The 13,053-nt window shown below is 74.6% G+C and carries 15 protein-coding genes; 7 read left to right on the forward strand and 8 right to left on the reverse strand.

Annotated elements, in window-relative coordinates:
- Position 1: 1 nt before the first annotated feature.
- Genes ACFC0G_RS26155 through ACFC0G_RS26165 form a run of 3 tightly spaced genes read right to left on the reverse strand, consistent with a single transcriptional unit; the run spans position 2 to position 1,549 of the window.
- Positions 2–679 (reverse strand): DNA polymerase beta superfamily protein, encoded by a 678-nt coding sequence (locus ACFC0G_RS26155; RefSeq protein ID WP_376407284.1) that lies wholly within the window; start codon positions 677–679, stop codon positions 2–4.
- A gap of 10 nt (positions 680–689) precedes the next feature.
- Positions 690–1,160, reverse strand: coding sequence for a Rieske (2Fe-2S) protein (locus tag ACFC0G_RS26160; RefSeq protein WP_376407286.1), 471 nt, complete (start codon positions 1,158–1,160; stop codon positions 690–692).
- A 44-nt stretch (positions 1,161–1,204) separates the two neighbouring features.
- On the reverse strand, positions 1,205–1,549 hold the full coding sequence (locus ACFC0G_RS26165; protein ID WP_376407288.1) for a DUF952 domain-containing protein: 345 nt from the start codon (positions 1,547–1,549) through the stop codon (positions 1,205–1,207).
- Between the two features lie 98 nt (positions 1,550–1,647).
- Between ACFC0G_RS26165 and ACFC0G_RS26170 the strand changes: the two genes are divergently transcribed.
- The 6 genes from ACFC0G_RS26170 (at position 1,648) to der (ending at position 6,723) form a co-directional block, all read left to right on the forward strand.
- Entirely contained in the window at positions 1,648–2,082 is a 435-nt protein-coding gene (locus tag ACFC0G_RS26170) for a YidB family protein (RefSeq protein WP_376407290.1), read from the forward strand.
- Positions 2,083–2,226: 144 nt separating this feature from the next.
- Positions 2,227–2,595 carry a chorismate mutase gene (gene aroH, locus ACFC0G_RS26175; RefSeq protein WP_376407292.1) on the forward strand — a complete coding sequence of 123 codons (369 nt, stop codon included), beginning with the start codon at positions 2,227–2,229 and terminating at the stop codon, positions 2,593–2,595.
- On the forward strand, positions 2,592–3,680 hold the full coding sequence (locus ACFC0G_RS26180; protein ID WP_376407294.1) for a prephenate dehydrogenase: 1,089 nt from the start codon (positions 2,592–2,594) through the stop codon (positions 3,678–3,680). The genes aroH and ACFC0G_RS26180 overlap by 4 nt, the downstream gene beginning before the upstream one ends.
- A 208-nt stretch (positions 3,681–3,888) precedes the next feature.
- On the forward strand, positions 3,889–4,563 hold the full coding sequence (gene cmk / locus ACFC0G_RS26185; protein WP_376407296.1) for a (d)CMP kinase: 675 nt from the start codon (positions 3,889–3,891) through the stop codon (positions 4,561–4,563).
- Between the two features lie 53 nt (positions 4,564–4,616).
- Entirely contained in the window at positions 4,617–5,204 is a 588-nt protein-coding gene (locus tag ACFC0G_RS26190) for a lysophospholipid acyltransferase family protein (protein WP_376407613.1), read from the forward strand.
- A gap of 70 nt (positions 5,205–5,274) precedes the next feature.
- A complete protein-coding gene (gene der, locus ACFC0G_RS26195; protein WP_376407298.1) occupies positions 5,275–6,723 on the forward strand; it encodes a ribosome biogenesis GTPase Der in 1,449 nt (482 codons plus the stop codon).
- Between the two features lie 91 nt (positions 6,724–6,814).
- Here the strand turns inward: der and ACFC0G_RS26200 are convergent, their stop codons facing one another.
- Entirely contained in the window at positions 6,815–7,117 is a 303-nt protein-coding gene (locus ACFC0G_RS26200) for a hypothetical protein (protein ID WP_376407300.1), read from the reverse strand.
- A 413-nt stretch (positions 7,118–7,530) separates the two neighbouring features.
- Positions 7,531–8,313 carry a hypothetical protein gene (locus tag ACFC0G_RS26205; protein ID WP_376407302.1) on the reverse strand — a complete coding sequence of 261 codons (783 nt, stop codon included), beginning with the start codon at positions 8,311–8,313 and terminating at the stop codon, positions 7,531–7,533.
- A gap of 217 nt (positions 8,314–8,530) precedes the next feature.
- Between ACFC0G_RS26205 and ACFC0G_RS26210 the strand changes: the two genes are divergently transcribed.
- Positions 8,531–9,217, forward strand: coding sequence for a transglycosylase family protein (locus ACFC0G_RS26210; RefSeq protein WP_376407304.1), 687 nt, complete (start codon positions 8,531–8,533; stop codon positions 9,215–9,217).
- A 2-nt stretch (positions 9,218–9,219) separates the two neighbouring features.
- Here ACFC0G_RS26210 and ACFC0G_RS26215 read toward each other — a convergent pair whose 3' ends face one another.
- Genes ACFC0G_RS26215 through ACFC0G_RS26225 form a run of 3 tightly spaced genes read right to left on the reverse strand, consistent with a single transcriptional unit; the run spans position 9,220 to position 12,934 of the window.
- Positions 9,220–9,891, reverse strand: a complete 672-nt coding sequence (locus ACFC0G_RS26215; protein WP_376407306.1) for an ATP-binding cassette domain-containing protein — start codon at positions 9,889–9,891, stop codon at positions 9,220–9,222.
- The gene (locus ACFC0G_RS26220) at positions 9,888–12,548 is read right to left on the reverse strand and encodes an ATP-binding cassette domain-containing protein (RefSeq protein ID WP_376407308.1); all 2,661 of its coding nucleotides are present in this window, start codon (positions 12,546–12,548) and stop codon (positions 9,888–9,890) included. Before ACFC0G_RS26220 ends, ACFC0G_RS26215 begins: the two co-directional genes overlap by 4 nt.
- Entirely contained in the window at positions 12,536–12,934 is a 399-nt protein-coding gene (locus ACFC0G_RS26225) for a hypothetical protein (protein WP_376407310.1), read from the reverse strand. The genes ACFC0G_RS26220 and ACFC0G_RS26225 overlap by 13 nt, the downstream gene beginning before the upstream one ends.
- Positions 12,935–13,053 lie beyond the last annotated feature (119 nt).

Genomic DNA, 13,053 nt, shown 5'->3' on the forward strand with positions numbered 1-13,053 from the left:
GTCAGAGCGACGCGCGGCGGGCGCGGATCAGGAAGTCCTCGACGCGGGCGTGGTCCGGGGCCGCGGGGAGCGGGCTCGTGCCGTGAGCCTGGTCAGCCTCGTCCTGGAGGCGGTTCATCCAGGACTCGACCTCCTGCCACGGCACCTCGCCCCGCTTGACCGCGAGGAGGCGGTCGCGCTCCTCGCCGACGTCGACGCGGAGCTCGCCCGTGCGCAGCAGGTCGCGGCAGCTCGTCAGCAGCCGCAGCAGGTGCATGGCGTGCTTCCAGCGCGGGTGCCCGTACTGGCGGACGTCCGCGTCGAGCTTGCGGCGCTGGCCGGCGGCGTAGCGGACGAAGGTCTGGTGGGCCTGCCGGGAGAGGAAGGCCCCGCGCAGCGAGAGGAGTTCGCGGCCCAGGTCGTCGACGTGCTCGACGACGGGGGAGTGCAGGCACTCCAGGACGTTCGGGTTGTTGCGCAGGGCCAGCTCGCAGAAGCGCTCCAGCTCCCAGCTGAACTGGTCCTCGCCCGGGCCCTCCACATGGGCCGGGGGCTTGTCGAAGCGCCAGAACAGCGGCGCCGGGGCGAGATAGACGCCCCGCACGTCGGTGTCGCTGTCCTCGGTCGCCAGACCGAAGGCGCGCGAGCCCATGACGCAGGAGTAGATCGTGTGATCGCGCACCAGCGCTTCCGGGGTCATGCGGGTGAGGTTACGCGAGGGTGATCGATTCCCCCGAGACATTGATCTGCTCGGCCGGGAGGGGGCGGGGAGCCGGTCCCGCCGCCACCGAGCCGTCGGCGATGCGGTACTTGGAGCCGTGGCAGGGGCAGTCGATGGTGCCGTCCGCGACCTTGTTCACCAGGCAGCCCTGGTGGGTGCAGATCGCGGAGAAGGCCTTGAACTCCCCGGCAGTGGGCTGGGTGACGACCACCTTCTGCTCGGTGAAGACCGTGCCGCCGCCGACCGGGACATCGGTCGTCTTCGCCAGGGGAGCGGCACCGCTCGGGGCGGGCGACGCCGCGGACCCCGTGGGGGTGCCCGCCGTGGCCGACCCGTCGGCGTTGACCGGGGCGCTGGAGGTGGCCGTACCGCCGTCACCCCCGCCGTCCGAGCCGCAGCCCGTCGTCAGGGCCGCGGCGGCGAACAGGACGGCCCGGCGGTTCGTGGCGCGTGAAGTCATGGCGCCAGCTTGGCCGGGCCCCGGCCCGAGGTCCCGCAACACGCCTACGGGCGGGGCGTCAGCTCCCTCGCACGGCCGTCCGCGTCCCGGCGGACCTCCAGGACCGCCGTCACCGCGGCGCGCTCGATCGCTCCGTACACGTGCGGGAAGAGCCGGCCCTCCGAGCCCTCCCAGCGGACCTCGCCGCTCAGCCGGGACTCGTCGATCACGAGGACGAGGAGCGGGCCGGCCACGGACCGGTAGGGGCCGTCGGCGATCGCCAGGGCCGCCGGCCCGTCGGGCGAGCAGTGGACGAAGCCCTCGGCGGCGAGCGACGCCGGGGCGTAGGGGGCGGCGGGATCGGCGGGGTCTTCGGACCAGTCGGCCAGCGGTACGACGTGCAGCAGCATGCCGACAGTTCTACCGGGTCCGGTGTGTACGCCGAGTGGCGGAGCGTACCGGTATGGGTGAGATTGGGCCTGTTCCGTACCGGACGAAAGGCAGAACGATGGCGGGAAACGACCTCGGCAGTCTCCTCGGAAGCCTCCTCGGAGGCGGCGGCCAGGGCGGTAGCGGCGGCGCCGGCGGCATCCTCGGCTCCCTGCTCGGCGCCCTCGCGGGCGGCAAGAGCGCCGGCGGCGGCGGCGCCGACGGCGCGAACCCGCTCGGCGGACTCCTCGACATGCTCACGAAGTCGGGGCTCGTCGACCAGGCCCAGTCCTGGGTCGGCACCGGCGACAACCAGCCCGTCAGCGGCGCCCAGATCGCCGAAGCCCTCCCGGACGACACCCTCCAGAAGGTCGCCGCCGACGCCGGCGTCAGCCCGCAGGAGGCCGCCGACCAGATCGCCCGGTCCCTGCCGCAGGCCGTCGACAAGCTGACCCCGAACGGCTCGGTGCCCCAGGGCTCACTGGAGGACCTCATCCGCGAGCAGCGGCTGTAGGCGGTGCCCCAGGGCCTGTCCGGCCGTGGGGCCGGCCGGGCCCCCGGCGCCCGTCCTCCGTCTCGGAAGGCGGGCGCCGCGACGCGCCGCCCCCACCGCTGACTAGGCTGAACGGAGCACTTGACGCAGGCGAAGGAGCACGACGTGGCGGTACGAGCGGTCCGAGGAGCCGTCCAGCTGGAGCGGGACGAGGCCGGACACATGCGCGAGCAGGTCCAGGAGCTGCTCACCGCCGTCCTCGCGCGCAACGACCTCACCGCCGACGACCTGATCAGCATCTGGTTCACGGCCACGCCCGACCTGCACAGCGACTTCCCCGCCGCCGCGGCCCGGGGGATCGGCATCGGCATCGACGACGTGCCCCTCATCTGCGCCCAGGAGCTCGACATAGAGGGCGCGATGCCGAGGGTCGTCCGGCTCCTCGCCCACGTCGAGACCGATCTGCCCAAGTCCCGGATCGCGCACGTCTACCTCGGTGCCGCGGCCGCCCTGCGCAAGGACATCGCCCAGTGAGAACAGCGCTCGTCATCGGCACCGGACTGATCGGCACCTCCGCCGCGATCGCCCTCGCGGGCCGGGGCGTCACCGTCCACCTCCGCGACCACGACCCAGTGCGCGCCCGGACGGCCGCCGCGCTCGGCGCGGGCACCGACGAGGCGCCCGAGGGGCGCGTGGACCTCGCGATCGTCGCCGTACCCCCGGCGCACGTCGCCGCGACCCTCGCCGAGGCGATGTCGGCCGGTCTCGCGCGCGGCTACCTGGACGTGGCGAGCGTCAAGGGCGGGCCGAAGCGCGAGCTGGAGGCGCTGGGCCTCGACCTCACCTCGTACATCGGTTCGCACCCGATGTCCGGCAAGGAGCGCTCGGGCCCCCTCGCGGCGACCGCGGACCTCTTCGAGGGGCGGCCGTGGGTCCTCACGCCGACCCGGGACACCGACACCGAGGTCCTGAACCTCGCCCTGGAGCTCGTCGCCCTCTGCCGGGCCGTCCCCGTCGTCATGGACGCCGACGCCCACGACCGGGCCGTCGCCCTCGTCTCCCACACCCCGCAGCTGGTGTCGTCGATGGTCGCCGCCCGCCTGGAGGAGGCCGACGAGTCGGCCGTACGCCTCTGCGGCCAGGGCATCCGCGACGTCACCCGGATCGCCGCCTCCGACCCGCGCATGTGGGTCGAGATCCTCTCCGCCAACCCGGGCCCCGTCGCCGACGTCCTCTCCGGCGTCGCCGCCGACCTCGACGAGACGGTCCGCGCCCTGCGCTCCCTGCAGTCCGCCGACGCGGACAAGCGCCGGTACGGCGCCGCGGGCGTCGAGGACGTCCTGCGCCGCGGGAACGCCGGCCGCGCCCGCGTCCCCGGCAAGCACGGCGCCGCCCCCACGGCCTACGAGACCGTCGCCGTCCTCATCAGCGACCAGCCGGGCGAGCTGGCCCGGATCTTCGCCGACGCGGGCCGCGCGGGCGTCAACATCGAGGACGTCCGCATCGAGCACGCGACCGGCCAGCAGGCGGGCCTGGTCCAGCTCATGGTCGACCCCGCGGCCGCCCCGGCCCTCGGCACGGCCCTCCAGGAACGCGGCTGGGCCCTGCGGACGAGCTGACGGGCGGGCCCGCACGACCCACCTCCTGCGGGGCCTCATCGGGGCCCCGCAGGAGGGCCGGACAGCGGCCGGACAAGCGGCCGGACAGCGGCCGGACGGCGGCCGGACGTGGGCTGGGCCGAACGGGTGCGTGGGACTCGGTAACCTTGTGGAGGCCCCCTGCATCTCCGCCGAGGCCCTAGAGCTCCCCCAGGAAGGTGTTCCCACCGTGGAATCCGTGATCGTCGCCATCGACGGGCCGTCCGGCACGGGCAAGTCGAGCACCTCGAAGGCGGTCGCCGCCAAGCTGGGGCTGAGCTACCTCGACACCGGCGCCCAGTACCGGGCGATCACCTGGTGGATGATCAGCAACGGCATCGACGTGACCGACGCCGAGGCCGTCGCCAACGCCGCCTCCAAGCCGGTCATCGTCTCCGGCACGGACCCCGGCCGCCCCACGATCACCGTCGACGGTGCCGACGCGGCCGGTCCCATCCGTACCGAAGAGGTCACCTCCAAGGTCAGCGCCGTCAGCGCCGTCCCCGAGGTGCGGGCGCTCATCACCGAGCTCCAGCGGTCCATCGCGAAGGGCGCCGAGCACGGCATCGTCGTCGAGGGCCGGGACATCGGCACCACCGTCCTGCCGGACGCCGACCTGAAGATCTTCCTCACCGCCTCGCCCGAGGCCCGTGCCGCCCGCCGCTCCGGCGAGCTCAAGGGCGCCGACGTGCACGCGACGAAGGAAGCCCTGATCAAGCGGGACGCGGCCGACTCCAGCCGCAAGACCTCCCCGCTCGCGAAGGCCGGCGACGCCGTCGAGGTCGACACCACCGACCTCACCCTGGACCAGGTCATCGAGTGCGTCGTCACCCTGGTGGACGAGAAGCGGACGGCCGCCAAGTGACCCTGCCCTCCGCGAAGGGCGCCGTCGTCGGCCGACGCATCGGCATCGGCCTGATGTACGGCTTCTGGAAGCCGCGCGTCCTCGGCGCCTGGCGGGTGCCGGCCTCCGGCCCCGTCATCCTCGCCGTCAACCACGCGCACAACATCGACGGCCCCATGCTCATGGGCACCGCACCGCGCCCCGTGCACTTCCTCATCAAGAAGGAAGCCTTCGTCGGGCCCCTCGGGCCCTTCCTGGAGGGCATCGGGCAGGTCAAGGTCGACCGCGACAGCACCGACCGGAACGCGATAGGCAACGCCCTGGGCGTCCTGGAGCAGGGCGGCGTCCTCGGGATCTTCCCCGAGGGCACCCGCGGCGAGGGCGACTTCGCCTCGCTGCGCGCCGGCCTCGCCTACTTCGCCGTTCGCAGCGGCGCGCCGATCGTCCCCGTCGCCGTCCTGGGAAGCACCGAGCGCCGCGGACGGTTGGTCAAGGCACTGCCTCCGCTGCGCGGCCGGGTCGACGTCGTCTTCGGCGACGCCTTCGCGGCGGGCGACGGCTCCGGCCGCCGTACCCGCAAGGCGCTCGACGAGGCCACCGTACGGATCCAGGGACAGCTCACCGCTCACCTGGAAAACGCCAGGCGCCTCACCGGGCGCTGAGCGAGACTTTCAGTAGTGGGCCCCGCGGCTCGGGGACCCACCGACCACGAATGATCAAGGAACGGACTTCATGAACGACCAGCACGACCACGGGGCACTTGGCGACGCCGAGTACGCGGAGTTCATGGAGCTCGCCTCGGAAGAAGGTTTCGAAGCCGAAGAGATCGAGGGCGCGATCGAGGAGGCCGGGCACGGCCCCCTCCCCGTCCTCGCCGTCGTCGGCCGTCCGAACGTCGGCAAGTCGACCCTGGTGAACCGCATCATCGGCCGCCGCGAGGCCGTCGTCGAGGACAAGCCGGGCGTCACCCGCGACCGCGTCACCTACGAGGCCGAATGGGCCGGGCGCCGCTTCAAGGTCGTCGACACCGGCGGCTGGGAGCAGGACGTCCTCGGCATCGACGCCTCCGTCGCCGCCCAGGCCGAGTTCGCCATCGAGGCCGCCGACGCCTGTCTCTTCGTCGTGGACGCCACCGTCGGCGCCACCGACACCGACGAGGCCGTCGTCAAGCTGCTCCGCCGCGCCGGCAAGCCGGTCGTCCTCGCCGCCAACAAGGTCGACGGCCAGTCCGGCGAGGCCGATGCCACCACGCTCTGGTCCCTGGGCCTCGGCGAGCCGTTCCCCGTCTCCTCGCTGCACGGCCGCGGCACCGGCGACCTCCTCGACGAGGTCCTGAAGAAGCTGCCCGAGGCCCCCGAGCAGCGCTTCGGCAACGCCGTCGGCGGCCCGCGCCGCATCGCCCTCATCGGCCGCCCGAACGTCGGCAAGTCCTCGCTGCTCAACAAGGTGGCGAACGAGGAGCGGGTCGTCGTCAACGAGCTGGCCGGCACCACCCGCGACCCGGTCGACGAGCTCATCGAGCTCGGCGGCGTGACGTGGAAGTTCGTCGACACGGCGGGCATCCGCAAGAAGGTCCACCTCCAGTCGGGCGCGGACTACTACGCCTCCCTGCGGACCGCCGCCGCCATCGAGAAGGCGGAGGTGGCCGTCATCCTCATCGACACCACCGACAAGATCTCGGTCCAGGACCAGCGCATCATCACGATGGCGGTCGAGTCGGGCCGCGCCATCGTCATCGCCTACAACAAGTGGGACGAGCTCGACGAGGAGCGCCGCTACTACCTCGAGCGCGAGATCGAGACCGAGATGCAGCAGGTCGTCTGGGCGCCCCGGGTCAACGTCTCCGCCAAGACCGGCCGCCACATGGAGAAGCTGGTCCCGGCCATCGAGACCGCCCTCGCCGGCTGGGAGACCCGTGTCCCCACCGGCCGGCTGAACGCCTTCCTCGGCGAGATCGTCGCGGCCAACCCGCACCCGATCCGCGGCGGCAAGCAGCCCCGCATCCTCTTCGGCACGCAGGCGGGCACCAAGCCGCCGCGGTTCGTCCTCTTCGCCTCGGGCTTCCTGGAGGCCGGCTACCGGCGCTTCATCGAGCGCCGTCTGCGCGAGGAGTTCGGCTTCGAGGGCACCCCGATCCACATCTCGGTGCGCGTGCGCGAGAAGCGCGGCCGCAAGAAGTAGTCGGCGGCGCGGTACGACACGGCTGAGGGCCGGGGCGACGAGCCCCGGCCCTCAGCCGTGTCACAGGTGTCCGCCGCGGTGTCCGCCGTCGTCAGAAGCCCCGGCGGGGACCCGGCGGGAGTGCCGCCGGGGTGTGGTGCTGCTGCGCGGTCCACACCGGGGGATACGCGGCGGCGTGCCGCTGCCCGCTGCCGTATCCCTGCCCGGTTCCGTACCCCTGCCCGGTGCCGTAGAGACCTGTGCTCGCGGTCGTGCCGAAGGCCCGGAAGGTCACCTCCTCCTCGCCGCTGCGGTCACCCGGCAGCGTGCGGAACGACCGGCGGTACTCCGAGAACAGGGCGTCGTAGATCGGCGTGGCCGACTGGCCCGCCGTGACGTCCTGCGCCGGGCGCATGGAGGGGATCTGGCTCGGATACGGCTGGAGGAAAGGGTCGTATGGGTGCACGTATGTGCCAACGACCCCGCCGCCGGTCGGATGCGGGCGGCTCTCCGAAAGAGACGCCCGCCGGGGGCGCGGCACGGTCGGAGCCCCCGGCACCGCCGAGCCGCCCGCGGCCCGCGCGGCGGCCGCCCCCGCAGAGGCGCCCGCCGGCACCGGTCCGACGGACGCCGCTGGTGCGACGGATGACGCCGGTCCGACGGATGTCGCTGGTGCGACGGATGACGCCGGTCCAGCGGAGGCCGCCGGTCCGACGTGTCCTGCCGGTCCGCTCGGCCTGCCCGGCTCTCCCAGCCCTGCGGGAGCCGGCGGTCCCGCCCGCCCCCCTGGGAACCGCGCGGGCCCTATGCCGGGCCGGCCGTCGTCCATCAGGTGCCGGCCAGCGGCATCGCGGCCGCCACCAGGCGTCCGTTCACCGCGGCCTTCTCCAGGGCGTCCCGCAGCAGGTCCTCGCGCGGCTGCTGGCCGATGGAGCCCACCGGCGCGGCGAAGACCAGCACCGTGTGCGACTTGTTGGCCGCCGCACGCCAGCCCTCGGTGACCTGGAGCGGCTGGTGCGCCTGCCACCAGGCGGCCTGACCGGCGCCGCTCGGCCCCGGCTGGAGGACGGAGTGCAGCTGGCCCATGGCGACCAGGACCGACCAGCCCGGCAGCACCGCCGGCTTCTCGTTGAGGTCGACGACGGGCCGGAAGCCCTGCTCCGCGAGGAGCGGCAGGAACTCGTCGACGAGGCCGTCCGTGCCCGGGCGGGCCACGGGGGCGGTCGGCTCCACGACCAGCGCCGGGTGCAGCTCGCCCTCGATCAGGACGAGACCGCTGGTGACGCCGAGCACGGCCTGCTCGGGGTGGGCGGCGGACAGCGCGTCGGCGGCGTCCGACGCCGTGATCGAGGCGACGGCGCCCTGGAGCTGCGCCTCCGCGACCTTGACGACCTGCGACGGGATGCAGCTGGCGTGGGCGAACGCGAGGACCGCGGTCTCCTCACCGACGAACAGCACCGTGCTGGTGCGCTCCTGCTCGGAGTCCCCCGGCGTGCGGCAGGAGGTGCAGTCGTAGCTGCCCGGGGCGTTGTCGCCGGCAAGCAGCCGGTCGGCTTCTTCGTCGCCGATCTCGGCGCGTACGTCCTCGCTGACGTCGAGCATGCGCGGCACGGGGGGCTCCCTGGACTCGGTACGGGGGGACGCCGGGCCGATCCCGGGCGTCTCATGCCGAGTTCAACGGGTCAGGATCGGCCGGGGTCACGCGTGGAAGCGAGGCAACTTGCCGGTGGCGTGTGCGGCGGGGCCCGTGACTCCGACCGGGTGGGGTGTGAACAGTGTTCCGCGCGGCACGGGCCGGGGGTGCCGCGCGGCTGCCTAGCCTGCCCCGATGTCGAAGATCCGATTTTGGACGGCCGGCTCCGTGGCGGCCGCGGCGGCGCTGATCACCCTGACGCCCGTGTCCGCACAGGCCCGGGACGCGGCCGAGGGACCGTGGGACACCGCCGTCGCGCCGGCGGCGGCCGGGGCGGTTCCAGGGGCGGCTTCAGAGGTGGTCTCGGGGGCGGTCTCAGGCGCGGCTTCCGGGGCTGTCTCCGGGGCGCTCTCGGCCTCCGCCGACGCCCTGCGCGCGGCGGCCGCGGTACCCGGCTACGCCTGTGCCGCCGACCAGTGGCCGTGGGGATGCGTCGCCGAGTGCGAGAGCAGCGGCCGCTGGCACATCAACACCGGCAACGGTTTCTACGGCGGGCTCCAGTTCTGGCAGCCGACCTGGGTCGAGCACGGCGGACCGAAATACGCCCCGCGCGCGGACCTCGCCACCCGCCCGCAGCAGATCAGGATCGCGGAGGAGGTCCTCCGCACCCAGGGCTGGGGAGCCTGGCCCGTCTGCTCCAAGCGGTACGGGCTGAGCGGCCGTGTCCACACCGTCCAGGCGGGGGACTCGCTCGGCTCGATCGCCCGCCGCTTCGCCGTCAAGGGCGGCTGGCAGGCGCTCTACGCGGCGAACCGGAGCCTCATCGGGCCCGACCCGAACCGGATCGTCGTCGGCACGATGCTGCGGATCGCGCCGCTCTGACCTCACTCCACGGGGCCCGGGGCGAACTCGGACGGCTCCCCGCTGGACGCGCGGGAGCCGCGCCGCAGCTCGTGGACGAGCGAGCCGCGCGGCAGCCCCTCCGGTACGCGCTGCTCGGCGAGGACCACCGCCGCCCCGCGCTCCACGGCGAGCGCCGCGAGGAGCCCGTACGTACGGGCCGCGACCGGCGGGGCCAGGCCGAGCGACGGCTCGTCGACCAGCACCACCCGCGCGGGCCTCAGCAGGGCGCGGGACAGGGCCAGCATCCGGCGCTCCCCGCCGGAGAGGGTCCCGGCGGCCCGGGACAGCAGGGGGACGAGCTCGGGGTACGGGGCGGGGGCGTCCGGGGCGGGGGCGTCCGGCGCGGTGAGCGCGAGGTTCTCGGCGACGGTCAGCCCCTCGTACACCGCCCGCAGATCCGGTACGAAGCACAGGCCGCGGCGGGCCCGCTCGTGCGGCGGCAGCCGGGTCACGTCGGCGCCGCGCCACAGCACCCGGCCGGAGGAGAGCCGTACGGTGCCGGCGAGGGCCCGCAGGGCCGTGGTGCGGCCCGCGCCGTTCCGCCCCAGGAGCACGGTGACGGTGCCGGCGGGCACGGGCAGGTCGAGGCCGTGCAGGGCCTCCAGTGGGCCGTAGCGGACCCGGGCCGCGCGCAGCTCGATCTCGACGCTCATGACAGGATCCGGCCGCCCTCCATGGTGTGCACGGTGTGGGCGATCCCGGCGACGAGGTCCGGGTCGTGCTCGACGACGAGCACCGTCAGGCCGTCGGCGGCGAGCGCGGCGAGGATCCGGGCGAGGGCGGCGGTCTCGCCGGCGTCGAGGCCGGCGGCGGGTTCGTCGAGGAGCAGTGTGTGCGGCTGCCCCGCGAGCGCGCGGGCCAGCTCGACGCGGCGGAGCGTCCCGGTGGGGAGGTCGGCGGCGGCGCGGTGGCGTACGGGGCCGTCGAGGCCGAGCAGCCGCAGGCTCCGCTCGACGGCGGCGGGGTCTCCTCGGACACGGCCCCGCTCCGCGCCGAGGCGGACGTTCTCCTCGACGGAGAGCGACGGGAAGACGGCGAGCCGCTGGAAGGTCCGGGCGATCCCGAGCCGCGTCCGGGCGTGCGCCGTGCGGGAGGTGATGTCGACGCCGTCGAGCGTGATCAGGCCCTGGTGGCGCCGGGGGCGGAGGGTCCCGGCGAGACAGTCGAAGAGGGTGCTCTTGCCGGCGCCGTTGGGGCCGACGAGGGCGGTGACGCGGGAAGGGGCGAGGGTGAGGGTGACGTGGGAGAGGGCGGTGATCCCTCCGGGGTAGGTGAGGGTGAGGTCGAGCGCGCGGAGTTCCGGGGCGGGGGCGGCGGGGGCGTTGGTGGGTGCGGGTGCGGGTGCGTGGCCCGGTGCGGGCCGGTGGGGGTGCGCCCGACCTGCGGTCGGGCTGGGGTTCCCACCCGCACCGCCCGTGCGGGTCGTCGACTGAGGTGCGGGTCTTCCCGTGGGGGGTGGGGCGGCGTCGGCGGCCGGCGGGTCGTGGGGGTGCGTTCGGCCTTCGGCCGTACCTGGGTTCCTGCCTCCACCGACCGTGCGGGTGGCGGTGGCCTTGGGGTGGAGCAGGGTCGTCAGTGGCGGGAGGCGGCCTGTTTGGGTGGCCAGGAGGCCTATGAGGGCTGCTGCCGCGCCCGCTTGGGGGCCCGCGTCCAGGGTGACCAGGAGCGCGGCCGCCGCCAGGGGCGTGAGGAGGCTGTCGGCGCCCAGGACCAGGACGGCCGCGAACCAGAGCAGGCCGCGTACCGGGTCGTACGCCTCCGGGTCGAAGGCGCGCAGGCCCATGCCCAGGAGGCCGCCGCCGAGGGCCGCCAGGGCCGCGCCAAGGACGAAGGCGAGGAGCTTGAGGGCGGGGACCGGGACGCCCGCCGCCTCCGCGCCCGGTTCGTGGTCCCGCAGCGCGGCCAGCGCGCGGCCCGTGCGGCCCCGGCGCAGCGCCGCCACCAGGGCCAGACAGCCGGCCAGGAGCAGCAGTTCCAGGGCGTAGAAGGCGCGGTCGTCGGCGAAGCCCGCCGGGCGGCCGAGCGAGAGGCCGGCCGTCGCGTACGGCTGGACGAAGACGAAGCGGCTCACCGCCACCCCGGTCGCCAGCGTGACGAGGGCGAGCGCCAGGCCGTGGCGTCGGATCGCCGGCCAGGCCGTCGCCAGGCCCACCACGGCCACCATCGGCACCGCGAGCCCCAGCGCCAGGAGGGCGGGAACGCCCGCCGTCGACAGGAGGGCCGTCAGGAGGGCGCCCAGGCCCGCGTACGCCGCCTGGCCCAGGGCGATCTGGCCTCCCCGGCCCGCCACCACGACCAGGGACAGGAGGATCACGGCGAGCGCCGGGACCTGCACGGCGGTGTGCAGGTCGGAGCCCGCGAAGCCGAGGGGGAGGAGGAGCAGGATGCCGACGGCCGGCCAGACGGGGGCGGGGACCTGCGGGGTGCGGGCCGGTGGGGGCAGGGCGTCCCGGCCCTTGCCGCCCACGCCCGGCAGGACCAGCGCCGCCACCAGGAGCGCCACCACGAACAGGTTCGTGCCGAGGGCCTGGACCAGCGGCCCCGCCCACCCCTCCGGGTGCAGCCGCGTCATCTGCGCCTGCGCCACCCCGATCGCGACCGCGGACGCCACCGCGACCGGCAGCGAGCGCATCCGGGCGATCACCGCGACCGCGATCACCTCCATGACGAGCAGCGGCATCCCGTACGGGTCGAGCCGGACGTACGGGGCGAGGAGCACACCCGTCAGCCCGGCGGTGAACGAACCGAACGCCCACCCCGCCGACGCCACCCGGTCCGCGTCCACCCCCGACAGGACGGCCAGCGGACGGTTGTCCACCACCGCCCTCAGCTCCCGGCCGAAGCGGGTCCAGCGGGTCACCGCCGCCACCAGGCAGGCCAGCGCCACCACCGCCGCCAGCTGCGCCCACGGGTCGTCACCGAGCAGCACCGGCGCGTCGTCCCGCGCCCCGCCGCCCCACAGCAGCGCCGCCCCGCCGACGAGCAGCACGAAGACGCCGATGGAGGCCACCAGGGTCTGCGCCGGGTTCGAGCCGAGGAGGGCGAGCGGGCGGAACACGCCGCGGTCGAGGACCAGACCGATGCCGGGGGCCACCACCAGGAGCGTGACCAGGGCGCCCAGCGGCAGCGGCCAGCCCCACACGACGACCAGCTGGCGCAGCACGTACGCGCAGATCATGGCGACGGCGCCGTGCGCCAGGTTCAGCACCCCCGTCGCCCGGTAGGTGACGACCAGGCCGATCCCGGTGAGCGCGGCGGCGCTGCCGACCGCGAGGCCGGCGAGCGTCAGCTCGTACGTCAGGGAGGCCATGGTTCACATACCGGGCAGGGGTCCAGGGCCGCGTCGCCCACCTCCGTCGCCTCCGCCTTCCCCGCGACCAGCGGGCAGTCCGGGCGGTGGGCCAGGGTCCCGCCGGGGACCCGGAGGCGCGGGCCGTCCGAGGACGGCGGGGGCGTCTCCTCCCGCTCCGGCGGGTGCGGCTCCGGAGGGCGTACGGGCAGCAGCAGCGCCGCCGCGACGAGCACCGCGCCCGCCACGATCAGCGCCGCCCCCGGCACCGTGCACGAGGCCAGATAGGGCAGTTGCCGCTCGGCGAAGCGCTCGCCGGAGATCCCGTACCAGCCGAGGACGCACAGCACCGCGCCCGCGGCGGCCGCCGTGACACCGCCCCACAGCAGGATCCGGGATCTCGGCACCGGGCCTCCCTCGTCGTCTTGCTCTCGTCCCTTCCCTTGCTCCACCTCTTTCCTTTCCTTGCACTATGCCCCGGTTCGCCCCACCCTGGAAGCAGCAGACCGTACGGTCCGGAGAGACA

Origin of the sequence: Streptomyces sp. NPDC056169 (assembly GCF_042268445.1) — a bacterium.
Taxonomy (GTDB): Bacteria; Actinomycetota; Actinomycetes; order Streptomycetales; family Streptomycetaceae; genus Streptomyces.

Excerpts from the sequence above, each read along its gene's own strand:
- ACFC0G_RS26155 (WP_376407284.1), bottom strand. The coding sequence starts at position 679 with ATGACCCCGGAAGCGCTGGTGCGCGATCACACGATCTACTCCTGCGTC.
- ACFC0G_RS26160 (WP_376407286.1), bottom strand. The coding sequence starts at position 1,160 with ATGACTTCACGCGCCACGAACCGCCGGGCCGTCCTGTTCGCCGCCGCG.
- ACFC0G_RS26165 (WP_376407288.1), bottom strand. The coding sequence starts at position 1,549 with ATGCTGCTGCACGTCGTACCGCTGGCCGACTGGTCCGAAGACCCCGCC.
- ACFC0G_RS26170 (WP_376407290.1), top strand. The coding sequence starts at position 1,648 with ATGGCGGGAAACGACCTCGGCAGTCTCCTCGGAAGCCTCCTCGGAGGC.
- ACFC0G_RS26190 (WP_376407613.1), top strand. The coding sequence starts at position 4,617 with ATGTACGGCTTCTGGAAGCCGCGCGTCCTCGGCGCCTGGCGGGTGCCG.
- der (WP_376407298.1), top strand. The coding sequence starts at position 5,275 with ATGAACGACCAGCACGACCACGGGGCACTTGGCGACGCCGAGTACGCG.
- ACFC0G_RS26200 (WP_376407300.1), bottom strand. The coding sequence starts at position 7,117 with ATGCGCCCGGCGCAGGACGTCACGGCGGGCCAGTCGGCCACGCCGATC.
- ACFC0G_RS26210 (WP_376407304.1), top strand. The coding sequence starts at position 8,531 with ATGTCGAAGATCCGATTTTGGACGGCCGGCTCCGTGGCGGCCGCGGCG.
- ACFC0G_RS26215 (WP_376407306.1), bottom strand. The coding sequence starts at position 9,891 with ATGAGCGTCGAGATCGAGCTGCGCGCGGCCCGGGTCCGCTACGGCCCA.
- ACFC0G_RS26220 (WP_376407308.1), bottom strand. The coding sequence starts at position 12,548 with ATGGCCTCCCTGACGTACGAGCTGACGCTCGCCGGCCTCGCGGTCGGC.